24 protein-coding genes and 1 pseudogene are annotated in these 23,258 nt (G+C 62.1%); 16 read left to right on the top strand and 9 right to left on the bottom strand.

The window, feature by feature from the left end; all coding sequences use genetic code 11:
* Positions 1-3: 3 nt before the first annotated feature.
* From codB to ACYSTU_RS19940, 3 genes are all read right to left on the bottom strand, one after another.
* Positions 4-1,275, bottom strand: coding sequence for a cytosine permease (gene codB, locus ACYSTU_RS19950; protein WP_071172996.1), 1,272 nt, complete (start codon positions 1,273-1,275; stop codon positions 4-6).
* Between the two features lie 367 nt (positions 1,276-1,642).
* The gene (gene queD, locus ACYSTU_RS19945; protein WP_007915588.1) at positions 1,643-1,999 is read right to left on the bottom strand and encodes a 6-carboxytetrahydropterin synthase QueD; all 357 of its coding nucleotides are present in this window, start codon (positions 1,997-1,999) and stop codon (positions 1,643-1,645) included.
* An 85-nt stretch (positions 2,000-2,084) separates the two neighbouring features.
* Positions 2,085-3,164 carry a patatin-like phospholipase family protein gene (locus ACYSTU_RS19940; RefSeq protein WP_136493800.1) on the bottom strand — a complete coding sequence of 360 codons (1,080 nt, stop codon included), beginning with the start codon at positions 3,162-3,164 and terminating at the stop codon, positions 2,085-2,087.
* A gap of 281 nt (positions 3,165-3,445) precedes the next feature.
* On the opposite strand from ACYSTU_RS19940, the gene ACYSTU_RS19935 reads away from it, so the two are divergent.
* Genes ACYSTU_RS19935 through ACYSTU_RS19920 form a run of 4 tightly spaced genes read left to right on the top strand, consistent with a single transcriptional unit; the run spans position 3,446 to position 6,047 of the window.
* A complete protein-coding gene (locus tag ACYSTU_RS19935) occupies positions 3,446-3,754 on the top strand; it encodes a PepSY domain-containing protein (protein ID WP_024013515.1) in 309 nt (102 codons plus the stop codon).
* Positions 3,754-4,065, top strand: a complete 312-nt coding sequence (locus tag ACYSTU_RS19930) for a PepSY domain-containing protein (protein ID WP_016775413.1) — start codon at positions 3,754-3,756, stop codon at positions 4,063-4,065. The genes ACYSTU_RS19935 and ACYSTU_RS19930 overlap by 1 nt, the downstream gene beginning before the upstream one ends.
* A 3-nt stretch (positions 4,066-4,068) precedes the next feature.
* Positions 4,069-4,737, top strand: coding sequence for a response regulator transcription factor (locus ACYSTU_RS19925; protein ID WP_016775412.1), 669 nt, complete (start codon positions 4,069-4,071; stop codon positions 4,735-4,737).
* The gene (locus tag ACYSTU_RS19920; protein WP_499001129.1) at positions 4,734-6,047 is read left to right on the top strand and encodes a sensor histidine kinase; all 1,314 of its coding nucleotides are present in this window, start codon (positions 4,734-4,736) and stop codon (positions 6,045-6,047) included. The genes ACYSTU_RS19925 and ACYSTU_RS19920 overlap by 4 nt, the downstream gene beginning before the upstream one ends.
* Before the next feature lie 200 nt (positions 6,048-6,247).
* On the opposite strand, the gene ACYSTU_RS19915 is transcribed toward ACYSTU_RS19920, so the two are convergent.
* Both ACYSTU_RS19915 and ACYSTU_RS19910 read right to left on the bottom strand, forming a co-directional pair.
* The gene (locus ACYSTU_RS19915) at positions 6,248-7,003 is read right to left on the bottom strand and encodes a methyl-accepting chemotaxis protein (protein ID WP_371699990.1); all 756 of its coding nucleotides are present in this window, start codon (positions 7,001-7,003) and stop codon (positions 6,248-6,250) included.
* A 102-nt stretch (positions 7,004-7,105) separates the two neighbouring features.
* A pseudogene (locus tag ACYSTU_RS19910) lies at positions 7,106-7,252 on the bottom strand (HAMP domain-containing protein); the annotation flags it as partial.
* Between the two features lie 1,577 nt (positions 7,253-8,829).
* Here ACYSTU_RS19910 and ACYSTU_RS19905 point away from each other — a divergent pair.
* Both ACYSTU_RS19905 and ctpM read left to right on the top strand, forming a co-directional pair.
* A complete protein-coding gene (locus ACYSTU_RS19905; protein WP_024013513.1) occupies positions 8,830-10,146 on the top strand; it encodes a Na+/H+ antiporter family protein in 1,317 nt (438 codons plus the stop codon).
* 201 nt (positions 10,147-10,347) lie between these two features.
* Complete coding sequence (gene ctpM, locus ACYSTU_RS19900) at positions 10,348-12,030, top strand: methyl-accepting chemotaxis protein CtpM (RefSeq protein ID WP_264365521.1); 1,683 nt, start codon at positions 10,348-10,350, stop codon at positions 12,028-12,030.
* Between the two features lie 200 nt (positions 12,031-12,230).
* Here ctpM and ACYSTU_RS19895 read toward each other — a convergent pair whose 3' ends face one another.
* Positions 12,231-13,166, bottom strand: coding sequence for a LysR family transcriptional regulator (locus ACYSTU_RS19895; protein WP_499001125.1), 936 nt, complete (start codon positions 13,164-13,166; stop codon positions 12,231-12,233).
* A 113-nt stretch (positions 13,167-13,279) separates the two neighbouring features.
* Here ACYSTU_RS19895 and ACYSTU_RS19890 point away from each other — a divergent pair, with 113 nt between their 5' ends.
* The 3 genes from ACYSTU_RS19890 (at position 13,280) to ACYSTU_RS19880 (ending at position 14,954) form a co-directional block, all read left to right on the top strand.
* A complete protein-coding gene (locus ACYSTU_RS19890; RefSeq protein WP_499001123.1) occupies positions 13,280-13,765 on the top strand; it encodes a DMT family transporter in 486 nt (161 codons plus the stop codon).
* Between the two features lie 3 nt (positions 13,766-13,768).
* The gene (locus ACYSTU_RS19885) at positions 13,769-14,221 is read left to right on the top strand and encodes a DMT family transporter (RefSeq protein ID WP_125918131.1); all 453 of its coding nucleotides are present in this window, start codon (positions 13,769-13,771) and stop codon (positions 14,219-14,221) included.
* Positions 14,222-14,786: 565 nt separating this feature from the next.
* Entirely contained in the window at positions 14,787-14,954 is a 168-nt protein-coding gene (locus tag ACYSTU_RS19880) for a metallothionein (RefSeq protein WP_016775405.1), read from the top strand.
* A 22-nt stretch (positions 14,955-14,976) separates the two neighbouring features.
* Here ACYSTU_RS19880 and ACYSTU_RS19875 read toward each other — a convergent pair whose 3' ends face one another.
* Positions 14,977-15,249, bottom strand: a complete 273-nt coding sequence (locus ACYSTU_RS19875) for a hypothetical protein (RefSeq protein WP_041477230.1) — start codon at positions 15,247-15,249, stop codon at positions 14,977-14,979.
* A gap of 49 nt (positions 15,250-15,298) precedes the next feature.
* On the bottom strand, positions 15,299-15,526 hold the full coding sequence (locus ACYSTU_RS19870) for a DUF6555 family protein (protein ID WP_016775403.1): 228 nt from the start codon (positions 15,524-15,526) through the stop codon (positions 15,299-15,301).
* 145 nt (positions 15,527-15,671) lie between these two features.
* Between ACYSTU_RS19870 and ACYSTU_RS19865 the strand changes: the two genes are divergently transcribed.
* The 5 genes from ACYSTU_RS19865 (at position 15,672) to mnmH (ending at position 20,173) form a co-directional block, all read left to right on the top strand.
* Positions 15,672-16,439, top strand: coding sequence for an AraC family transcriptional regulator (locus ACYSTU_RS19865; RefSeq protein WP_499001117.1), 768 nt, complete (start codon positions 15,672-15,674; stop codon positions 16,437-16,439).
* Positions 16,440-16,649: 210 nt separating this feature from the next.
* Positions 16,650-16,823: a DUF1427 family protein gene (locus ACYSTU_RS19860; RefSeq protein ID WP_073471384.1), complete on the top strand. Its 174-nt coding sequence runs from the start codon at positions 16,650-16,652 to the stop codon at positions 16,821-16,823.
* A 31-nt stretch (positions 16,824-16,854) separates the two neighbouring features.
* Positions 16,855-17,811 (top strand): quinone oxidoreductase family protein, encoded by a 957-nt coding sequence (locus ACYSTU_RS19855; protein WP_499001113.1) that lies wholly within the window; start codon positions 16,855-16,857, stop codon positions 17,809-17,811.
* Between the two features lie 224 nt (positions 17,812-18,035).
* A complete protein-coding gene (gene selD, locus ACYSTU_RS19850; RefSeq protein WP_499001111.1) occupies positions 18,036-19,070 on the top strand; it encodes a selenide, water dikinase SelD in 1,035 nt (344 codons plus the stop codon).
* Positions 19,070-20,173 carry a tRNA 2-selenouridine(34) synthase MnmH gene (mnmH, locus tag ACYSTU_RS19845; RefSeq protein WP_499001108.1) on the top strand — a complete coding sequence of 368 codons (1,104 nt, stop codon included), beginning with the start codon at positions 19,070-19,072 and terminating at the stop codon, positions 20,171-20,173. The genes selD and mnmH overlap by 1 nt, the downstream gene beginning before the upstream one ends.
* A 109-nt stretch (positions 20,174-20,282) precedes the next feature.
* On the opposite strand, the gene ACYSTU_RS19840 is transcribed toward mnmH, so the two are convergent.
* Entirely contained in the window at positions 20,283-20,957 is a 675-nt protein-coding gene (locus ACYSTU_RS19840) for a hypothetical protein (RefSeq protein WP_024013504.1), read from the bottom strand.
* Between the two features lie 282 nt (positions 20,958-21,239).
* Here ACYSTU_RS19840 and ACYSTU_RS19835 point away from each other — a divergent pair, with 282 nt between their 5' ends.
* Both ACYSTU_RS19835 and hemB read left to right on the top strand, forming a co-directional pair.
* On the top strand, positions 21,240-21,938 hold the full coding sequence (locus ACYSTU_RS19835; protein WP_073471373.1) for a glutathione binding-like protein: 699 nt from the start codon (positions 21,240-21,242) through the stop codon (positions 21,936-21,938).
* 251 nt (positions 21,939-22,189) lie between these two features.
* Positions 22,190-23,164, top strand: coding sequence for a porphobilinogen synthase (gene hemB / locus ACYSTU_RS19830; protein ID WP_024013502.1), 975 nt, complete (start codon positions 22,190-22,192; stop codon positions 23,162-23,164).
* The last annotated feature ends 94 nt before the right edge of the window (positions 23,165-23,258 follow it).

Here is a 23,258-nt window from a genome sequence, read left to right as displayed (position 1 = left end):
CTTTTATAGGTCTTGTAGTGGTGCGCTGACGCGACGTGCGCCGAGCATACCGGTGACGATGACATACGTTAGCGCGGCAGCGGCAATGCCTACCAGCGGCGCGACCCAGGGCGAGCTGAACGCAGCGACGGTGCCCACCCCGTAGGCCCCGAGCCCCGGCCAGTTGAACGCCGGCAACCGTGCGTCGGCCAGGCGCGGATAGTGCCCGCGCCAGCGGTAGAAGAAGTCAGCCATGATCACCCCGCCAATCGGCGGAATCACCGTGCCGAGCAGGATGAGATACGGCACCAGCATGTCGTACATGCCGAGCAGGGCGAGCAGGGTGCCGATCACCGCGCCGCCGAGGGTCACGGTCTTGCGCCGCCCGGTACGCAGCAGGTTGCAGCCGGCGACGGCGAAGTTGTAGATGGTGTTGTCCTGAGTGCTCCAGATGTTCAGCAACAGCATGGCCATCGCGGCCATGGCGAAGCCCTGCAACAGCAGCACTTCAACCACATCCGGCTGTTGATAGACGATCGCGCCATACGCGCCGATCAGCACCATCAGGCCGTTGCCGATGAAAAAACCGATCAGGCTGGCCAGCACTGCAACTTTTGCCGAGCGCGAAAATCGCGTCCAGTTGGTGGCTTGGGTCGCGCCGCTGACGAAGGTGCCGAAGACCAGGGTGATCGCTGTCGACCAGTCCAGCGAGCCGCTCGGCACCACGCTGAGCAAGCCTTCGAAGCCGCCGACTTTCACGGTCGCTGCCCACATCGACAGCATCAGCAGCAACATCATCGCCGGCACCGCGATGTACGAGAGAATCTCCAGTCCGCGATAGCCTATGTACGCCGTAGCGCAGAAGCCCAGACCGAACAGCACCATCAGGACCAGCACGGTGGTTTCATCGAGATTGAAATACTTGCCGATCACCACCGCTGCCGTCGCCGTGCCCCAGGCGTACCAGCCAATCTGGGTGAAGCCGAGAATCAGATCGCTGAGCTTGCTGCCGACTTCGCCAAAACAGAAACGGCCCATCAGCACCGAATTGAGGCCGCTCTTGAAGGCGATGTAACCCAGCCCTGCTGCGTACAGACCGAGCAGCAGGTTGCCGACAATGATCACCGCCATCATCTCGGCGAAACCGAACGCCACCCCGAGCTTGCCGCCGGCAAACATGGTCGCGGTGAAAAACGTGAAGCCCAGTAACACCATCGCCGTCGAGGCCAGGCCTTTGCGCGCGTGCATGGGGACTTCACTGAGCGGGTAATCGTTGCCGGAGGCGTTCTGCGTCATGGGGCAGTCCTTGCTGGAAGGGGAAGACGCAGAAGGGTTGCAGCGGTCGTGCCAAGCGCGGTCGGGCGGAGTATGTATAGACGACACGGCGAAGTCAGGCGCGAAAACGGTGCACCCGAACACACCGAAGCCCAATGTAGGAGCTGCCGAAGGCTCGGGCCGCGATCGGACGATCTGATCGTTCCCACGCTCTGCGTGGGAATGCAGCCCAGGACGCTCCGCGTCCCATTCCAAAGCCGAACGCGGAGCGTCCGTTGAGGCATTCCCACGCAGAGCGTGGGAACGATCGGTGTCAGGGGGAATAATGTTGGGTCAGAAGAAGCGCATGAGGGCAGCGGCGATGGCTTTGGCAGGAGATGTGTGTTGCTTATTCGCCGCGATAGATGCAGCCGCTGGTGCACGTCTCATGAATGCGGATCGCGCTGAGTTCCGGCAGCAATGGCTTCATCTCGTTCCAGATGAATTTGGCCAGCACTTCGCTGGTCGGGTTTTCCAGGCCGGGAATGTCGTTCAGGTAGTTGTGGTCAAGACGCTCATACAGCGGCTTGAAAATCGCTTTGATCTCGGAGAAATCGCGAATCCAGCCAGTGTGCGGATCGAGGTCGCCGCTCAGGTGCAGCGCGACCTTGAATGAGTGACCGTGCAGGCGCCCGCACTTGTGGCCGTCCGGGACGTGCGGCAGGCGGTGGGCGGATTCGAAAGTAAATTCCTTGAAGATTTCCACAGTATTTTCGGCTCTGTTCAGATGGCGTTCGCCGCAGCGATTCGGGCAGGCGGCGAGTTTATCAGCTTGTCTTTGGCCGTGCTGACTAAAGGGTCAGCAAGCGCTCGGCGAGGCGACCGTTGGCCGTCAGTTCGAGAAATTCGTCGCCCAGTCGGCGGCTCTCGTCCATCGCCGTGTGCCAGTATTTCTGCCGGCTCGGCGCATCGCCCATAAAGCGTTTGAAGTCGTTACGGTCGGGCAGTTTGCCGTAGGGCAGGCGCGCCAGATATTCCTTCGACGGCGCGACCAGCAGCACATCTTGCAAACGCTGCACCGAAGCGCGGCGCCAGGGCAGGGTCTTGTCGAACCAGCCGGGAATCACCCGATCGGTGAAATGCGGATAGAGCACGATACCGTCGCCGCTGTAGGGCAGGTCGAGATGGTAGTCGAGCAGGCCGCCGTCACGGAACGTACCCGCGCCAGCGCCGGGCAGGTCGCGCACGCCTTCCATCACCATCGGGATCGATCCGGAAGCGAGCAGGGCCTGGCGCAGGTTGCCGGTGTTGAGGGCAACGAAGCGTGAAGGGAAATCGGTCAAGGCATCAAGCGGCGGCGCCAGGCGCGGATCGTGGATGATCAGCCGTTCGAAGTGCCGCGACAGCCGCGCACGACCGCGCAGGTTGTCGGCGATCACCGAACCCAGCGCCAGACCGAGGCGCCCGCGATGGTCTTCAGCGAGGCGGCCTTGGCTTTTCACCACCATGATGTTCAGTCGGTAACCGGCGTTTTCGAGGATGCTCGCATCGCGGCCGTCGAGCAGGTCATTGAGCATGCGCTGCGAGCTCTGGCTGATCTCGGCCATGGTCACGCCTTTGTTGAAATGCTGCTCGGCGTAGAGCTGGCCGAGGCGGCGAATGCCCTCGGCGGCGTCTGGCAGGCATGCGCTGGCGAAGCGCCAGGAACCCACCGAGGCGCCGATCAGCGAACGCTCGCGCGGCGCACTCGGCAGCCACTCGCCGAACAACGCCAGATCGAGCCCCTGAATCCCCAACGCCTTCGGCCCACCGGCCGCACCGGGCAGGGTGCCGACGTCCGCGGCGTGCAATCCCTGCGCACGAATCCGCGCCATGGCCCGTGGGCCGGCCTTGAGGGTGAGGGCGGGAAACTTGATGTGGATGGCGGTCATACCGGTCTCGATCGTTAGCAAGCTGGGAATTATAAGCACACCGCCGAATCCTGTGGGAGGGCCCGCGACGACGGCGTACAGATCGTTCCCACGCTCTGCGTGGGAATGCAGCCGGGGACGCTCTGCGTCCCATTGGAACGCGGAGCGTCCCTTGAGGCATTCCCACGCGGAGCGTGGGAACGATCGGACTGAGGGGGCACAATGATGGCCATTCAGTTTCAGTTAAGTTGATCCCGCTATGGTGCCCACCGTAAGCAACATATAAGAATTCGGAGACACCCATGAAAACCCTGACTGCCCTGACCACTGCCTCGATCATCTGCCTCACCGCCAGCACCGCATACGCGCGCGATCTCGGGCCTGACGAAGCGCTTCGTTTGCGCGACGCTGGTACTATCGTCTCCTTCGAGAAGCTCAACGCCATCGCCCTGGAAAAACACCCCGGTTCGGAAATCACCGAAACCGAGCTGGAGGAAGAGTACGGCAAGTTCATTTACCAGATCGAACTGCGCGACCCGAAAGGGCTGAAGTGGGATCTGGAGTTGAACGCGGTCGATGGTGAAGTGCTCAGGGATCATCAGGATACGTAATGAAGCTGAATAGTCGCGCCACCCGCCTGACGGCGCTGGCGCTGGTGTTGTTGTGCAGCACGGCCATGGCTCGCGACCTCGATCAGGACGAGGCGCTGGCCCTGCGTCGCGATGGCGTGATCCTGCCGCTGGAGCAAGTGCTGCAGCAGGCCATGGATCGCTACCCCGGCGCCAAGCTGCTGGAAGTCGAGCTGGAAGAAAAACACGACGTGTACATTTACGAAGTCGAATTGCTGACGGTCGAGGGCGTGGCGCGCGAGCTGCACCTGAAGGCCGATACCGGCGAGTTAGTCAAAGACAAGGAAGATTGATCGATGCGTTTGCTTCTGGTGGAAGACCACGTACCGCTGGCCGACGAATTGCTCGCCGGCCTGCAACGCCAAGGCTACGCGGTGGATTGGCTGGCCGATGGCCGTGACGCGGTGTATCAGGGCAGCAGCGAGCCCTATGACCTGATCATCCTCGACCTCGGCCTGCCCGGCGTGCCGGGGCTGGACGTGTTGGCGCAGTGGCGCGCCGCCGGCCTGGCGATTCCGGTGCTGATCCTCACCGCGCGTGATTCCTGGGCCGAGCGCATCGAAGGGCTGAAGGCCGGCGCTGACGATTACCTGACCAAACCTTTCCATCCGGAAGAGCTGTACCTGCGCATTCAGTCGCTGTTGCGCCGCTCCAAGGGCCAGGCCAACCAGCCGACCCTGCAAGCCGCCGGCCTGCATCTGGACGAAGGCCGACAGTGCGTGGTTCGCGACGGCGCCGACATCCAGCTGACCGCCGCTGAATTCCGTCTGCTGCGCTATTTCATGCTGCACCCGGAACAGATCCTCTCGAAAAGCCACCTCGCCGAACACCTCTACGACGGTGAGACCGAGCGCGACTCCAATGTCCTCGAAGTCCACGTCAATCACCTGCGGCGCAAGCTCGGCAAAAGCGTGATCGAAACCCGTCGCGGTCAGGGTTACCTGTTCGGCGGGCAAGCTTCATGAGATCAATCCAGCGCCGTTTGAGCCTGGGTTTGATCAGTGTGATGGTGATCGTCGGTCTGGTACTGGCGCAAACCAGCCTGTGGTTGTTTGAAGTCGGTTTGCAGCGCTACCTCGAAGCCGGCCTGCGCAACGACAGCGAAAGCCTGCTGGTGGCGCTGGTGCGCGGCCCGCAAGGTTTGCAATTGGATGAGCGGCATCTCTCGCCGGCCTATCAGCGGCCGTTTTCCGGGCATTACTTTCGCATCGATTTCTCCGACAGCCACTGGCGTTCGCGCTCGCTGTGGGATCAGGAACTGCCGCTGCTGCAACACCCGGGGCTGCACAGCAACCTGCAACTGGGCCCGGGCGGGCAACGCTTGCTGATACTGCGCTCGGACTATCGGCGCCTGGGTCAGTCGATCTCGATCAGCGTCGCCCAGGATTACACGCCGGTCAGCGACAGTTTCCAGCGCATGCGCCAGATCGGCCTCGGTCTGGGGCTGGCGGCGTTGCTGCTGATTCTGTTCCTGCAACGCCTGACCGTGCGCCGCGCGCTGAAACCGCTGGAACGCGCGCGCGAGCAGATCGCTCAGTTGCAACAGGGCCAGCGCTCGCAACTCGACGATCAGGTGCCGGTGGAACTGGAGCCGCTGGTGGCGCAGATCAACCATTTGCTCGCCCACACCGAAGACAGCCTCAAGCGCTCGCGCAATGCCTTGGGCAACCTCGGCCACGCGCTGAAAACCCCGTTGGCGGTGCTGCTTAGCCTGGCCTCCAGCGACAAGCTCGATGACCATCCCGAGCTGCGCAAAATTCTCAAGGAACAACTGGAACAGGTGCAGCAGCGCCTCAATCGCGAACTCAATCGCGCGCGGTTGTCGGGGGATGCGCTGCCCGGCGCGTTGTTCGATTGCGATGCCGAGTTGCCGGGGTTGCTGGCGACGCTGAACATGATTCACGGCGAGCATCTGGCCTTGAGTTACGTCGCACCGCCGGGCTTGCAACTGCCGTGGGACCGCGAGGACTTGCTCGAACTGCTCGGCAACCTGCTCGACAACGCCTGCAAATGGGCCGATGCCGAGGTGCGCTTGAGTGTGATCGAAAGGTCTGACGGCTTTGCCCTGAGCGTGGAAGATGACGGCCCGGGGATTCCCGAAGAGCAGCGCACTCAGGTGTTCAGCCGTGGCACGCGGCTGGATGAGCAGACCCACGGGCATGGGCTCGGCCTTGGGATTGTGCGGGATATTGTCGAAACGTGGGGCGGGTTGCTGGGGCTGGGCGAAAGCGAGTGGGGCGGGTTGAAAGTGGTGATTGAACTGCCTAAGCGGTGAGCCCTTGAAAAGCCCCTCACCCTAACCCTCTCCCAGAGGGAGAGGGGACTGATTGTGTTGTTCTTGAGAGATGCACCCACTTGAAATCCGAGTCGAACTCAGGACTTGAATGGCATGAAGATCGGCTCCCTTTCCCCGTCGCCCCCCTTGGGGGGAGAGGGCTGGGGTGAAGGGGGATTGCAACTGACACCCCGCACTTGTCAAACGCGAAACTGATCCATCAACCGCTGCTGCTGATTCGCCAGGCTGTTGAGCGACTGGCTCACGCGCGCCGATTCATTCGCCTGTCCGGACAGCGACTCGGTCACATCGCGAATCGTCGCCACGTTGTTATTGATCTCCTCAGCCACTGCGCTCTGCTCTTCGGCGGCGCTGGCGATTTGCAGGTTCATGTCGCTGATCACCGTCACCGCATCGCCGATCTGCCGCAACGCGGTCACGGCCTGGCCCACCTGCTCGACACTGCCCTGGGCCTGACGATGGCTGTTGCCCATCGAGCCGACCACTTCCTGCGTGCCGTTCTGCAATTGCTCGATGACCTGGCGGGTTTCCTCCACCGACTCCTGAGTGCGGCGCGCAAGGTTGCGCACTTCATCGGCGACCACGGCAAAACCGCGTCCGGCTTCACCGGCGCGGGCGGCTTCGATGGCGGCGTTGAGTGCCAGGAGGTTGGTCTGCTCGGCGATGGCGCGGATGGTTTCCAGCACCGTGCCGATCTTCTCGCTGTTCGCAGCCAGCCCTTCGACCTGAACCATCGCTGCGCTCATGTCGGCGGCGAGGGTGTCGATGCTTGCGGTGGTGCGGTCGATCACGGTCAGGCCCTGACGGGTGGCGCGGTCGGCGTCCTTGGCAGCTTCGGCGGCCTGCGCGGCGCTGCGTGCAACGTCTTGCGCGGTGGCGCTCATTTCGTGGGAAGCGGTGGCGACCTGATCGACCTGACGGTATTGCTGCTCCATGCCGGCGCTGGTCTGGGTGGCGATGGCCGAGGACTGGTCAGCAGTGTTGCGCGCATCCTGCACCGAGCGCTTCACCTCGGCGATGATCGGCTGCAACTTGTCGAGGAACTTGTTGAACCAACCGGCCAATTGGCCCAGTTCGTCCTGCTTGTCATAGGCCAGACGCCGGGTCAGGTCGCCTTCGCCGCTGGCGATGTCTTCAAGCATGTGCGCCACACTGAGGATCGGCTTGGTCACGCTGCGCGCCATCAGCCACACCAGCAGCAGGCCGATCAGCGCGGCGAGCAGGCCCAGGCTCAGTTCGATCAGCGTGCCCGAGGTATTGCTCGCATCCAGTTGCTGCTTGAGCGCTTCGGCGCGGCTGACCAGGACTTTCTCCGGCACATCGAGCAACACGCCCCACGCCGGTCCGTCGGGAATCGGCTGAAACGGCGACAGCACTTTCAACTGGCCGTTGCTGTGCAGGCTGCCCACGCCAGTGCTCGCGGCGAGCAGGCGCAGCAACTCGCTGCCGCTGGCCTGATCCACCGCATCCAGGCGCTGGCTGAGTTTGCCGGCATCCGGGCTGTAACCGGCGAGCAGGCCGGCGGGGCTGACAATACTGACGGCGGTCTGACCGTCGTAAAGCTTGCGGCTGGCGTTCTGGCTGATCGCTTGCAGGCTATTGAGGTTGATGTCGACCGACAGCGAGGCGATGACTTTGCCATTGACCTGCAGCGGGAAGACGATGCTGGTCATCAGCACTTTCTGGCCGTCAATGACATAGAAGTACGGCTCGATCACACAGGGTTTGAGCGTGGTGCGCGGGCAGGTGAACCAGGCGTTGGCGGCCTGACCGCTGGGGCCGGTGCTGGTGTCGCTCATGTCGCTTTCCGGCAGCGCCATCGAGGTGACTTTGCCCGGGGTCGGCTGCGACCAGTACAGGGCGAAACGGCCCTTGTCGTTGCTGCCCAGTTCAGCCTGATCGGCGAACAGTTCGTCCTTGCCGTCCAGCGCGTTGGCCTCGAACACCAGCGACAGGCCGAGCAGGTCCGGGTTGGCTTGCAGCGCGGATTTGACCTGACGGGTCATGTCCTCGCGCAGGTCGAAGGCATCGAGAAAACGCTTCTCGGCCTGCTCACGCAAAAACAGCACCTGCCGCGAGAAACCGTGGCCGTACTGATAGGCGTCCATGAACTGCTGACGAATGCCGGCGGCCTGCACTTCACCTTGCGACTCGATCCGCGCCTGCGCCGATTCGGTGAGCATCTCCATGCTCGAGGCCTTGACCAGCGCCGAGCTGTGTTCCATGCGATACAGCGAAAGACCGACCAACAGGGTCACGATACCGGCCAGGCAGAGGCCGGCGAGCAGGGTGATTTTCCATTGGATGGAAAGTTGTCTGAGCGACATGGAAAACATCCTTATCCGATAAATATCTGAGACTTTGCACTGTAGCGGCCGCGTTTCGGCTTTCTTTATGCCGTGAGCGCAATATGACCGATTGCCGCATGCGGGGCCTGTGGTCCTGTGGTTCTGTAGTCCTGTAGTCCTGTAGTCCTGTAGTCCTGTAGTGCTGTGGTCCTGTGGCGAGGGGATTTATCCCCGTTCGGCTGCGAAGCAGTCGTGACACCTGCGTACAGGGTTGTTTTGAAGTTTGCCGGGGGCGGCTTCGCCACCCAACGGGGATAAATCCCCTCGCCACGGGGCTTTGACACCGCCGCCACTCTGCGGCACAGTGCGCGCCCTCTAACAAGACCCTCTGTACACCTCCGCCGGCCAACCCCGGGCGGACTCATCCTGTCTGGCGGTGTGTTTGCACCCGCAGTGTTTTTTGAGGTAGTGAAATGAATGCAGTCATAGCAGCCGTCGGCGTCATGCTGATCCTCAGCCTGTCGCGCGTGCATGTGGTGATCGCGCTGATCGTCGGGGCGCTGGTCGGTGGCCTGACCGGCGGTCTGGGCATCGACGCAACACTCAAGGCGTTCAACAGCGGCTTGGGCGGCGGCGCGACCGTGGCGTTGTCCTACGCCTTGCTCGGCGCTTTCGCCGTGGCGATTGCCAAATCCGGCCTGGCCCATGCGCTGGCCGACAAGGCCCTGGCCATGGTGGATCGGCAGCATGCAACCGGCGGCGGTAACGTCAAATGGCTGCTGATCGGCCTGCTGTGGGTGGTAGCGATTGCTTCGCAGAACATCCTGCCGATCCACATCGCCTTCATTCCGCTGCTGGTGCCGCCACTTCTATATGTACTGACCAAGCTGCAACTCGATCGCCGTCTGATCGCCTGTGTCATGACCTTCGGCCTGATCACTCCGTACATGTTTCTGCCGGTGGGCTTCGGCAACATCTTCCTCAACGAAATCCTGCTGGCCAACGTCGCCCGCAGCGGCGTCGACATCAGCGGCATCAATGTCACCCACGCCATGGGTATTCCGGCACTGGGCATGGTTTTCGGCCTGGCGATGGCGTTCATCAGCTACCGCAAGAAGCGCGTGTATGACCTGGCGAAGATCGAACAGGTCGAGCAGACGGCGGTGCACTACAACCCGCTGAGCCTGATGATCGCCGGTGTGGCCATTGCTTCGGCATTCGTGGTGCAGTTGCTGCTGGACTCGATGATTATCGGCGCTCTGGTCGGGTTTCTGATTTTCTCGGTGTCGGGCATCGTCAAATGGCGCGAGACCGATGACCTGTTCACCGAAGGCATGAAAATGATGGCGATGATCGGCTTCATCATGATCGCCGCCTCAGGTTTTGCCGAGGTGATGAAGGCCACCGGGCAGGTGCAGACGCTGGTCGAATCGTCGGCGGCCTGGATCAATCACAGCAAAGGCGTCGGGGCTTTGTTGATGCTGCTGGTGGGCTTGCTGGTGACCATGGGCATCGGTTCGTCGTTCTCCACCGTGCCGATTCTCGCAGCGATTTTCGTGCCGTTGTGCGTGCAACTGGGCTTCAGCCCGATCGCCATCGTCTGCATCGTTGGCACTGCCGGCGCGCTCGGCGATGCCGGGTCGCCGGCCTCGGACTCGACCCTCGGCCCGACCTCGGGTCTGAACATCGACGGCCAGCATCACCACATCTGGGACACCGTCGTACCGACCTTCCTGCACTACAACCTGCCGCTGCTGGTGTTTGGCTGGGTGGCGGCAATGGTTCTGTAAGAATCCACAATTGCCCCTTGTGGGAGCGAGCCTGCTCGCGAAGGCGTCGTGTCAGTCGACACACAGGTTGCTGAGCCAACGCTTTCGCGAGCAGGCTCGCTCCCACAGGGGGGGCGGCGATGTTTCAAGACTCAACTTTTGCTCCGGCGTGCCGTTAAAGCCTTTAACCACGCCAACAAAATCAAAAGAGTGAGTCCCCCGATGCGCCTGAGTCTCAAGGCTAAAGTCCTGTCCCTTGCCGTTCTGCCGGTGCTGCTCTTTGCGCTGGTCATCAGCGTGACCACGCTGTTCATCCTCCAGGAACAGGCGCGCAAGGAGGTCGAACAGACCCGCGAGCGGCTGCTCAGCGACGCCAAGGCCACCCTGCAAAGTTACGTCGCCGTGGCCATGACCACGATCAAACCGCTGTACGACGCCGCCGCACCGGGCGATGACGCGGCGCGGGTGCAGGCGATCAAATTGCTCTCGGGCATCCGCTACGGCAAGGATGGCTACTTCTTCGGCTACGACTCCGAGACCGTGCGTCTGTTCAAGGCCAACGACCCCGACGGCGTGGGCAAAAGCTTCAAGGACAACCGCGATCCGAACGGCGTCTACGTCAACCTCGGCCTGGTCAAAGTGGCCAAGGACGGCACTCACTATCTGCAATACAGCTCGCCGCTGCCGGGTAACGCCAAGGTGCTGGTGCCGAAACTCGGCTACACCGAATACCTGCCGAAGTGGGACATGGCGGTCGGTACCTCGGTCAACCTCGACGGCATCGAAGCGCAAGTGGCGCAGGTCGAGGCGCAAGTGCAGGAGCGCGTGCAAGGCGTGGTGCTGAGCATTGTCGGCGTTGCGGTGCTGGTGCTGTTGGTGATCGCGGCGGCGGGGATGCTGCTGGCCAACACCATTCTGCGCCCGCTGACCCTGATGAAAGCCAACCTCGACGACATCGCGGCGGGCGAGGGCGACCTGACCCGGCGCCTGAACATCACCAGCCAGGACGAACTCGGCGAACTGGCCGGCTCGTTCAACCGCTTCGTCGACAAGATCCACGGCCTGGTGCGGCAGATTACCGAGATGACCACGCAACTGACCGGTCTGGTCACCCAGGTCTCGGAACAGGCGCAGCGTTCCGATCAGGCCATGGAGCGTCAGCGCCACGAAACCGATCAGGTCGCCACGGCGATCAACGAAATGTCCGCCGCCGCCCAGGAAGTGGCGAAGAGCGCGCAAAACGCCGCCGTCGCCGCGCAGCAGACCGACGAAGAAGGCCAGAGCGCCAAGCGCGTGGTCGCGGGCAGCATCAAACAGATTCATGCGCTGGTCGACGATATCCGCAACAGCGGCGTGTCGCTGGACAGCTTGCAGCAGGACGTCAGTTCGATCGTCGGCGTGCTTGGGGTGATTCGTTCGATTGCCGAGCAGACCAACTTGCTGGCGCTCAACGCCGCGATCGAAGCGGCGCGCGCCGGTGAGGCCGGGCGCGGGTTTGCGGTGGTTGCGGACGAAGTACGCGCACTGGCCAGCCGCACGCAGATCAGCACCCAGGAAATCCAGGGCATGATCGACCGCTTGCAGGCCGGCACGCAGCAGGCGGTCGAAGCGATGCGCCGTTCCAGCGAGGCCGGCGACGGCACTTCGCAGCAAGCCAATCAGGCCGGTGCATCGCTGGACGCCATGGCGCAGTTGATCGCCACGATCAACTCGATGAACGCGCAGATCGCCAGCGCAGCGGAAGAGCAGACGGCCGTGGCCGAAGAGATCAACCGCAGCGTGCATCAGATTGCGGTGGCGGTGGACAGCGTCGCCGATGAAACGCAACTGGGCGCGCAAACTTCGCGCAGTCTGGCGGAGCTCGGGCAGCGGTTGGGCAAGCTGGTCGGGCAGTTCCGTATCTGATGGCCTGAAAAGCCCCTCACCCTAGCCCTCTCCCAGAGGGAGAGGGAACCGATTGGGGAATATTGCGGGATTACGCCGACCTGAAAGTCCTGCTTTGAATCCATAATCGACGCGGTTTTTCAGGTCGATGCAGTAGGTGGGACACCTCGGTCGGTTCCCTCTCCCTCAGGGAGAGGACTAGGGTGAGGGACTCTAGATCTTCAGGCTCTGTCCCAATAAGGAATCTCGCCAAAACACTCGACAAAAAAATCAATCACCGTCCTCACCTTCACCGATAGCCGTCGGCTCCCCGGCCACAGCACGGCGATCTGCTGCGGTTCCAGGCTGTTCGACACCTGATACTCCCTCAGCACCGGCATCAGCGTGCCCTCGCGCACCGCTTCGCCAATCAGCCACGACGGAAACATCACTAGCCCTAAGCCTTGCTGGGCGGCTTGGGTCAGGGTGTCGGCGTGGTTGCCGGTGATCGGGCCTTTGACGGTGTACGGCGTCCAGTCCTCGCCATCACGGCGGAAAAACCAGCGCTGCTGACCGGCCGCGCCTTTGTAGGCCAGGCACTGATGCTGCGCGAGTTCGTCCGGGTGCTGCGGCGTGCCGTGGCGTTTGAGATAGGCCGGGCTGGCGGCGACCTGAAAACGGTGCGGCGCCAGAATGCGTGCCTGCATGCTTGAATCGTGCAGCGCGCCGATGCGAAACAGCAGGTCGGCGCCTTCCTGTAGCGGGTCGACGTAATGGTCGGTTTGCTGGATATCCAGTTGCAGCTTCGGATAACGCGCGCAGAGCTGGCCCAGCCAGGGCGTCAGATGGCGTTGGCCGAACACCACTGGCGCGTTGATGCGCACCAGTCCGGTGGGTTCGCTTTGCTGTTCCTGCAACGCCTGTTCGGCTTCTTCCAATTGCACCAGCAGTAACCGCGCATGGTGCCCGAGCGTGCGCCCGGCTTCGGTCGGGGTGACGGCGCGGGTGTGGCGGTAGAGCAATTGCTGGTTGAGCGCCTGCTCCATCAATTGGATCTGCCGTGAAATGGAGGAGGGCGCGACCCCTTCGCGGCGGGCGACTTCGGAAAAACTGCCGTGGTCGAGGACCGCTACAAACAGCCTTAACGCTTTGAATCCGAGTTCGTTGAGCCCGTGCATGCCATGTCTCGCTGTGCGTGTTGCGCAAAAGTGTTGTCCGGATGCTCCCATTTATCGCACAGCGGCGCCAGCCGATAATCCGCGCCATTGTTTTTGAGCGTGGAAGGTTATGTATGCAGACGTTGGCTGAAGGGGTGGTTGCTGCACCGGTGAAAAGATCGGTGTTGCGTCTGCTGTTGCTGCCGCTGGTGATTCTCGCTGGCATGGGCTTGTCGGTGGAGGCCGGTTTGCTCGGGCCGCTGGGTGAGCAGGTCGGGCATTTGTGGGCGACGTTGAGCATCTTCGGTGTGGGTTCGGCGATTCTGTTTTTGCTCCTGCTGTTCGCCGGCCCACAGAAAGGTCCGGCGTTGACCGAACTGCCGCGCTGGCAGTTGATCGGCGGGTTTCTCGGGCCGATCTACGTGGTGGTGCTGACGCTGGCGACGCCGCATATCGGCATCGCCATGACGATGATTGCGATTTTGTCCGGTCAGGTCGGCAAGAGTGTGCTGATCGACCATTTCGGCTGGTTCGGCGCGACGCGCGAGAAGGTCAACGGCGAGCGCTGGCTGGCGTTGGGCTTGATTGTGGTGGCTTTGGTTCTGATTGCGCGGGGGTGAGTGATGGGTCTGGTGATTTTGTTGGCGGTGGTGGTGTTGGCCGGTGCGGTGTTGAGTGTGCAGGCCGCGATCAATGGGCGTCTGGGTGAAACGGTGGGGGTGCTGCGTAGCAGTCTGCTGACCTTTGCGGTGGGCGCGGTGGTGACCGGGTTGTTGATTCTGTTTTTCGAGCCGGCGCAGGCGGTGAGTCTGCTTGAGGTGCCGAAGTGGCAGTTGACCGGGGCGCTGTTCGGCGTGGTGTACATGATGGTGATGGTGGGTGCGGTGCCGGTGGTCGGGACGGCTGTGGCGACGGTGGCGGTGATTGTCGGGCAGTTGGGCATGGGAATGTTGATCGACAATTTTGGCTGGTTGGGGAATCCGGCGATCGGCTTGTCTCCGAGCCGGATGTTGGCGATGGCGTGCCTGGCGGTGGCTTTGGTGTTTATGTATCGGAGTTCGCGGCAGGCGCAGTGATTTTATTTGTTTGACTGTGTACATATCCGTTGCTGCGGGTGTTGCTTCTGGCGGTTCCGCTGTGTACGACTGCGTCGTTCGGTCGCTGCGCTCGCACGTCCGGATCAATCCCTCCACTCAGCCTGCCGACGGGCTCTGAGATCAAGATCAAAAGCGGTACTCGAGCTTGCGCTTATTGTTTTGAATGGTTAGGAGCGGGTGGTGTCTGGCTTTGGTTTTGTGCTGGGATTCGCCCCTCACCCCAGCCCTCTCCCGGGGGAGAGGGGGCCGATTTTCGGGCTTTTCAAAATTTGCGTTCGACTCGGTATTCCACGTCGGCGGGTTTCTCGCAATCATCTCGGTCAGTTCCCTCTCCCTCCGGGAGAGGGCTAGGGTGAGGGGCTTTTGATGTCTGCGCAGGTCTGTGCTGCGCGCAGTTGTTCTGTGGCAGCGAGCTTGCTCGCGAAAGCCATCTTCCGGTCGCTCAATCTCTCATCAATGGCCCAGCCTGTAACACCACCTTCTACACTGTCCCTTATGGCTTGCTCGCAAGCCTCAGACAACCACCACGCAAGGAGTCTGTCCCATGTCCGATAAAAAATGCGACTGCCCGGGCTGCAACTGCACGATCAAAGAAGGCGAACATTCCTACGCTGTGCACGGCAAACACTATTGCTGCGAGGCTTGCGCTCATCACCACAAACACGGTGAAGAGTGTGCGATGAAGGGTTGCGGTTGCGCTCATCCGAAATAAGCGCGGCAAAAAAAAGTGGAGCCTAATCAGGCTCCACTTCCATTTTCAGACTGTCGTCTTCCTGTCGCTCAAAGTGCCTCACCGTGCCTTGCAGTGTTCGCCCTTCGACCTTGACCACCACGACCTTGGCTTGATGGAGGTCTTCCGGTACCGGTGCCTGGACGCACAAGGTGAAGCGGTAAGGGTCATCCGCGACCGTTTCCAGTGCGACTTGGCAATTCACCGTTTTGGTGATCTGGCCGAAGAAGGTGGTCAGGCCGTAGTCCAGTCGGGCCGGGTGATAAGTGTCGGTCATCGGTCGATTCCCCCTGTCGATTGCCAAGCCTGCGATGAAGACGGTGGGGTCAGTTGGTCTGGCGCCAGGTGACGTTTTCCAGGCCGAATTTTTCTGCCATCGGTTTGCTGGTCTTTTGCACTTTCTCGCGACCGAAGCGCGGGATGCGACCCACGCCCGCGTCGCAGCTTGCCCAATGCCAGGCTTCGGCGTTGTCCATTTTGTCCGAGCGGATAATGAACGACTTGGGGGTGCCATGCAGTGTGTAGTCGATGACGTAAAGTTTTGCGTTGTTCATAAAGCCCGAATTCCTCCCTGTGGTATTAAACGGATCGCGCTGTGCCGGGAAAATTCATTCGGATTGTCCGACGGTAGCTATCGTTGGCGAGGGCGCGGCGTGCTGGTTACCATGGCGGCTTCGCCAACCCCTGTGAACGCTCGCCATGGCCCTCGCCGCGCCCCCTGATCTGACCGACACCGATGTGCCCGTGCAACCGCTGGCGCGAACCTATCCGCGTGGTTTGTTCATCGAGCCGCACGAGCATGTCTGGGGGCAGTTGCTGTATGCGATGAGCGGGGTGATGTGGGTGGAAACCCCGCACGAAGCGCTGGTGGTGCCGCCGCAGCGGGCGGTGTGGTTGCCGCCGGGGGTGCCGCACGGGATCCGGGTGGTGTCGGATTTGCAGATGCGCAATATCTACCTGCGCCCGGCGCTGGCGGCGACCCTGGATGCGACGGTGCAGGTGATCGAAGTCGGCGGGTTGCTGCGCGAGTTGATCGTCGGGCTGGTGGCGCAGGGCGATGCCGGCGAGGCTGACTATTACGAGGCACTGGTCGGGCTGGCGTTGCTGGAACTGCGCCGGGCCAGGCGTTCGCAACTGAAGATTCCCCTGCCGGACGAGTCCGACCGGCGTCTGATGAATCTGTGTCAGGCCGTGATGGCCGCGCCGTCGCTGGAGATCCCGTTCGAGCAGCATGCCGAGAACGCCGGGGCCAGCGTGCGTACGCTGGCGCGGTTGTTCAAGGACAGCCTCGGCATGGGCTTCGCCGAATGGCGACGGCAGGTGCAGCTGGCGACGGCGGTGGCAGCGTTGATTCAGGGCGTGGCGGTGAGCGTCATTGCTCGCGACCTGGGTTATTCACCGAGCAGCTTCAGCGACATGTTTCGCCGGGAGCTGGGGGTGGCGCCTTCGCAATTCTCGGCAACTTGAACAGATCCATGTGGGAGCGAGCCTGCTCGCGAAAGCTTTGCACCAGGCAATGAAGTGCTGACTGGAAGACCGCATTCGCGAGCAGGCTCGCTCCCACACGGTTCTATGGCGGCTGCAGAAGGTTTGTCCGAAATTCAGAAGTCCTTGGCCGATACCGCTCCGCCCGTTTCCCTAGACTCTGCCCATCACTTATCGCGGCGGAGTTCCTCCATGAACTACCTCATTTCTCTGGCCATCGGCCTGGGCGTCGGCCTGCTCTATGGCGCGCTCGACTTCCGTTCTCCCGCACCACCGGCGATCGCGCTGGTCGGTCTGCTCGGCATGTTGGCCGGTGAGCAGTTGTGGCCGCTGGGCCGGCAACTGGTCGCTGGCTGGTTGTCCTGAATTTCCTTTTTTCCTTTCGGTGGATGTGCCCATGAAAGCGTTGCAATTCGATCAGACCGGCGACCTGTCTTCCCTGCGTTTCGTCGACGTTCCGACCCCGGTGCCCGGCGCCGATGAAGTGCTGGTGCAGATCAAGGCTGCCGGGCTCAATCCCAGCGATGTGAAAAACGTCCTCGGGCGTTTTCCTTACACCACGCTGCCACGGGTTCCGGGGCGGGATTTTGCCGGGGTGGTGGTCGAGGGGCCGCAAGCACTGATCGGTCAGGAAGTCTGGGGTACCGGGCGCGAGCTGGGCTTCTTCGCCGACGGCGCCCATGCGCAATTCGTCAAATTGCCGGCCAGCGGCGTGGCGCACAAACCGGCGCATTTGAGTTTTGCTCAGGCGGCCAGCCTTGGCGTGCCGTACACCACGGCGTGGGATGCGCTGGAACGCAGCCTGGTCAGCGCCGATACGCGTTTGCTGGTGATTGGCGGCGGGGCGGTGGCCACGGCGGCTTTGGCCCTGGCAAAAGTGCGCGGCGCGCAATTGCTGGCGGCGGCGCGCCGGCCCGAGCAGGTCGCCGATCTGCAGCAGCAGGGCTATCAGACGATTCAACTGGATAAGCCAGAAGACCTCGGTGCCCAGGTCAACGCGGTGTATCGCGGCGGCGCCGATGTGATCTTCGACACCACCGGTTTCTGGCTACCGGCCTCGGTGGCGGCACTGGCCACCTTCGGCCGCATCGCCATCATCGCCGCGCCGGTCGACGGCCACGTGCAATTGCCGGCGCTGGCGCTGTATCGCAAGGGCGGTTCGGTGGTCGGGATCAACTCGTTGTTGTACGGCGTTGAGGCGTGCGCGGCGATGCTCGAGCAGTTCGGGCGGTTCTTCGATGAGGATCGCTTGCCGCTGCCGCAGGGCCTGGTGGAGGTGCCACTGGCTGAAGGGCCGGCGCGCTATGCAGAGGTCAATCAGGGTGGTGGCGACAAGATCATTTTGCTGCCCTGACTCACGCAAACCCCTGTGGGAGCGAGCCTGCTCGCGATGACGGTGGATCAGTTAAACAGTCGGCGACTGACACACCGTTTTTCGCGAGCAGGCTCGCTCCCACAGGAGACCACGCTACAAATGTGGGAGCGAGCCCGCTCGCGAAAGGGCCGCTCGGTCAGCACAAAAATCTGCGCGCTCGCGCTCTGCTAGAATCCGCCCCATTCATTGCCAGAGACTCTCCCATGAGCGAGCCGATTCGTCTGACCCAATACAGCCATGGCGCCGGTTGTGGCTGCAAGATTTCCCCACAGGTGCTGGAAGTGATCCTCGCCGGCAGCGGCGCACAGAACCTCGATCCGAAACTCTGGGTCGGCAACGCCTCGCGCGATGACGCGGCGGTGTATGCGATCGATGCCGAGCGCGGGGTGGTGTCGACCACCGATTTTTTCATGCCGATTGTCGATGACCCGTTCGACTTCGGCCGCATCGCCGCGACCAATGCGATCAGCGACATCTACGCGATGGGCGGCGATCCGTTGATGGCGATCGCGATCCTCGGCTGGCCGGTGAATGTGCTGGCGCCGGAAGTGGCACGGGAAGTGATTCGTGGCGGTCGCTCGGTGTGCGACGCCGCGGGCATTCCGTTGGCGGGGGGGCATTCGATCGATGCGCCGGAGCCGATCTTCGGCCTCGCCGTCACCGGTCTGGTGGAAAAGCGCCACATGAAGCGCAACGACACCGCTACCGCCGGCTGCCTGTTGTACCTGACCAAACCGCTGGGCATCGGCATCCTCACCACCGCCGAAAAGAAGGGCAAGTTGCGCGCCGCCGACGTCGGTGTCGCCCGCGACTGGATGTGCACCCTGAACAAGCCTGGCAGCCGCTTCGGCAAACTCGCCGGCGTCACCGCGATGACCGACGTCACCGGTTTCGGCCTGCTCGGGCACTTGGTGGAAATGGCCGACGGCAGCCAGTTGGCCGCGCGCATCGCCTACGACCGCGTGCCGCGTCTGGACAGCGTCGAGTACTACCTCGATCAGGGCTGCGTGCCGGGCGGTACGCTGCGCAACTTCGACAGCTATTCGAGCAAGGTTGGCCGCGTGCAGGAGTTGCACAAACGCGTGCTGTGCGATCCGCAGACCAGCGGCGGTCTGCTGATTGCGGTCACGCCTGAAGGCAATGACGAGTTCCTCGGCGTTGCCGCCGAACTGGGCCTGAACCTTGCGCCGATCGGCGAACTGGTTGAGCGACAGACGAACGCGGTCGAGGTGATTTGATGCTCCGCGACTGCACCGACTACCGCGACATTTTCCTCAACGACCGGCCAATGATGGATGCCCGCGCGCCGGTCGAGTTTCACAAAGGCGCGTTCCCCGGCGTGGTCAATCTGCCGCTGATGAATGATCTGGAACGGCAGAAGATCGGCACCTGCTACAAGCAGCATGGCCAGCAGGCGGCAATCGAGCTGGGCCATCAAATGGTGTCCGGCTCGGTCAAGGCCGAGCGCATCCAGGCCTGGGCCGACTTCGCCCGGGCTCATCCCGATGGTTATCTGTACTGTTTTCGCGGTGGCTTGCGCTCGCAGATCACCCAGCAGTGGTTGCGCGACGAGGCGGGCATCGACTATCCGCGCGTCGGCGGCGGCTACAAGGCGATGCGCAGTTTTTTGATCGACACCCTTGAGCAAGCCATCGCGCAGTGTGATTTCGTTTTGCTCGGCGGCATGACCGGCACCGGCAAGACCGAAGTGCTGGTGCAGTTGCGCAACGGTGTGGATCTGGAAGGCCACGCCAACCATCGCGGCTCCAGTTTCGGCAAACGTGCCACCAGGCAGCCGTCGAACATCGATTTCGAGAATCTCCTGGCGATCGACTTTCTGAAGAAACGCGATGCCGGGATCGAGCAGTTTGTGCTCGAAGACGAGAGCCGTGTGGTCGGCAGTTGCGCCTTGCCGCTGCCGCTGTATCAGGGCATGCAGCAGTACCCGATGGTCTGGCTGGAAGATCGTTTCGAGGATCGTGTCGAACGGATCCTGCGTGATTACGTCATCGATCTGTCGGCGGAGTTCGCCTCGGTGCACGGTGAAAACGGTTTTGCCTTGTTCTCCGAACGTCTGCTGGAAAGCCTCAACAACGTACAGAAACGCCTCGGCGGTGAGCGCCACTCGCGGATGCTGGTGTTGATGGAGCAGGCGCTGGCCGAACAGGGCCGCAGCGGCGCGGTGGATCTGCATCGCGGCTGGATCGAGGGTTTGCTGCGTGAGTATTACGACCCGATGTATGTGTTCCAGCGCGAGAAGAAGGGCGGGCGGATCGAGTTTGCCGGAGAGCGTCAGGCGGTGATCGAGTATTTGCGTGCGAGGGTGAGCCAGAAGGCTTGAGGCGCAAGCGGCTGGCCTCTTCGCGAGCAGGCTCGCTCCCACAGTTGAAATGCGGTTCCCTGTGGGAGCGAGCCTGCTCGCGAAGACGCAAGGTCAGGCGCTGCAAAACTCAGGTCGGGCAAGTGTCCTTGCCGTTATCCAGCCCCTGTTTGTAGACATGGCTCTGCAAACTGGCCTTGCCGTTGTGCCACTTCAGGGTCAGTACATACAGCGAGTCGAAGTCATCGCCGGCCCAGTCATCGGTGATCTTCTGCCGCTCGCCCACTGCGTTGCCAGCGACCTTGTTGATCAGATCCGGCAGATAACCGTGGGACCAGGCGGTGTAGATCGTCGAGTTGTGGTATTTCTCGTCCAGCAGCTCGCGGGCCAGATCGCTGGTGTCGTTGGCGGAGAACTCGATGTTCACCGGCAGGCCGAGCTTGATCGCGGCCGGGCTGATGGTCATCAGCGGACGAATGTAGCTGTAGGAATTGTCCAGTTCGCCTTCCTCGACGTTGCGCGTCGGGTTGGCGGCGAATACGTAATCGGCCTTGCCGAATTTTTCCGGCAGCAGCGTCGACAGGTCGATGGCGCGGTTCAGGCCCTGGCAGTTGAGCTGGCCGAGGCCGCCTTCGGGCTTTTCCGCGTGGCGCAGGAACACCAGCGTCTGCGTGCCGTCCGCTGGTTGTGCGCGGCTTTCGCTGGATTCGAGGGACAGAAACAGCGCGCTGACTGCCAGCAGGGAGGGCAGGGCCACGTACGCGCGATGTTTGAAGCGTTTGGCGAAACTCATCAGATTCGTCATCAATTCGAGGGTTCTTCAGCAAAATCGGTTAAGGCTGACAAACCTTGGCACCGCGGGCTCCCAGCACCGGGTGTTTCCCTGTCATGAACAGCTTCCTCTGCGAGAAAGGCATAACTCAGAGTCCTGTAACGCCGTTTGGTTCGTTCCAGGCCAGTGCGCAGCACTCTAGCGGCAACCTTTGCGGGCATGCAGGCAGGTTAGCGACAGGATGTTACGGTTCGTGTAGGCGCAGCGGCAGGCCTACTTTATGATCGGTTTTCAATTTGTGACTGGATGCTTCCAATGACCGATCTGTCTGCATTCCCGATTACTCAGAAATGGCCGGCGCAGTACCCGGACTGGATTCAGCTCTACTCCCTGCCAACCCCCAACGGCGTCAAAGTGTCGATCATGCTCGAAGAGATCGGCCTGCCCTATGAGCCGCACCGTGTCGGTTTCGACACCAACGACCAGACGTCGGCAGAGTTTCTTTCGCTCAATCCGAACAACAAGATCCCGGCGATCCTCGACCCGCATGGCCCGGAAGACAAACCGCTGCCGTTGTTCGAATCCGGCGCGATCCTGATTTATCTCGCCGACAAGAGCGGCCAGTTGCTCGCTCAGGAAGGCGCGCTGCGCTACGAGACCATTCAATGGCTGATGTGGCAGATGGGCGGCGTTGGCCCGATGTTCGGCCAGCTCGGCTTCTTCAACAAATTCGCCGGCAAGGATTACGAGGACAAGCGCCCGCGTGATCGTTATGTCGAAGAGAGCAAACGCCTGCTGAACGTACTCAACACCCGCCTCGAAGGCCGCGACTGGATCATGGGCGAGCGCTACACCATCGCCGACATCGCCACGTTCCCGTGGGTGCGCAATCTGCTTGGCTTCTATGAGGCCGGGGATCTGGTCGGGATTCAGAGTTTCCCCAATGTCACCCGAGTGCTGGAGCGGTTCCTCGCGCGTCCGGCGGTCATTCGTGGCCTGACCATCCCGTCCTGACCCAACACAGTCGCCACTGTGGGAGCGAGCCTGCTCGCGAAAGCGTCGTATCAGACACCATTTTCGTGTCTGATCCAGCGCATTCGCGAGCAGGCTCGCTCCCACAGGGGGAAATGCGCGATCAGCAGCAGGATTATTACAAGCCCGGTAACGCTCTCTTGATTGATCCAGGTTTGTCCCGCACCCGCCGCAAGGCATAAGCTTCGCCCCCTACGACTTTCGTCTCATCCGCTGTTTTCAGGAAAGGCCCCATGTCCAGTCAGTTCCCCGAAGCACGTCCCCGCCGTCTGCGCCGCAATGCGAGCCTGCGCAGTCTGTTCCAGGAAACCGAGTTCAGCCTGAACGATCTGGTCCTGCCGATCTTCGTCGAGGAAGAGATCGACGACTTCGTGCCGATCACCAGCATGCCCGGCGTGCAGCGCATTCCCGAGCGCAAACTGGCCAGCGAAATCGAGCGCTATGCCCGTGCCGGCATCAAGTCGGTGATGACTTTTGGCGTGTCCCATCATCTCGATGCCAACGGCAGCGACACCTGGCGCGAAGACGGGCTGGTGTCGCGCATGTCGCGCATTGCCAAGGACGCCGTGCCGGAAATGATCGTGATGTCCGACACTTGCTTCTGCGAATACACCGATCACGGCCATTGCGGCGTGATGCACAACCACGAGGTCGACAACGACCAGACCCTGATCAATCTCGGCAAACAAGCCGTGGCCGCCGCCCGCGCCGGGGCTGACGTGATCGCACCGTCGGCAGCAATGGACGGCCAGGTGCGCGGGATTCGCCAAGCGCTCGACGCCGCCGGCTTCACGCAGATTCCGATCATGGCCTACTCGACCAAATTCGCTTCGGCACTGTACGGCCCGTTCCGCGAGGCCGGTGGCAGCGCGCTCAAGGGCGACCGCAAAAGCTATCAGATGAACCCGATGAATCGTCGCGAGGCCCTACGCGAATCGCTGCTCGATGAGCAGGAAGGTGCCGATGCGCTGATGGTCAAACCGGCCGGCGCCTACCTCGATATCATCCGCGACATTCGCCAGGCCTCGAACCTGCCACTGGCGGCGTATCAGGTCAGCGGCGAATACGCGATGATCAAGTTCGGCGCCCAGGCCGGCGCGATCGACGAAGAGCGCGTGGTGCGCGAAAGTCTTGGCGCAATCAAGCGTGCCGGGGCGGATCTGATCTTCACCTACTTTGCGATGGATCTGGCACTCGCCGGGATCTAAGCTGCACTTCGTACCCCTGTGGGAGCGAGCCTGCTCGCGAAGAGGCCGGATCAAGCACCACAAAAACCAGAAAGGCCCCGCAACCGTGAAGCTG

This window comes from Pseudomonas glycinis, from assembly GCF_054871425.1.
The sequence above is the reverse complement of the archived record's forward strand: the minus strand, read 5'-3'. Positions and strand labels throughout refer to the sequence as shown.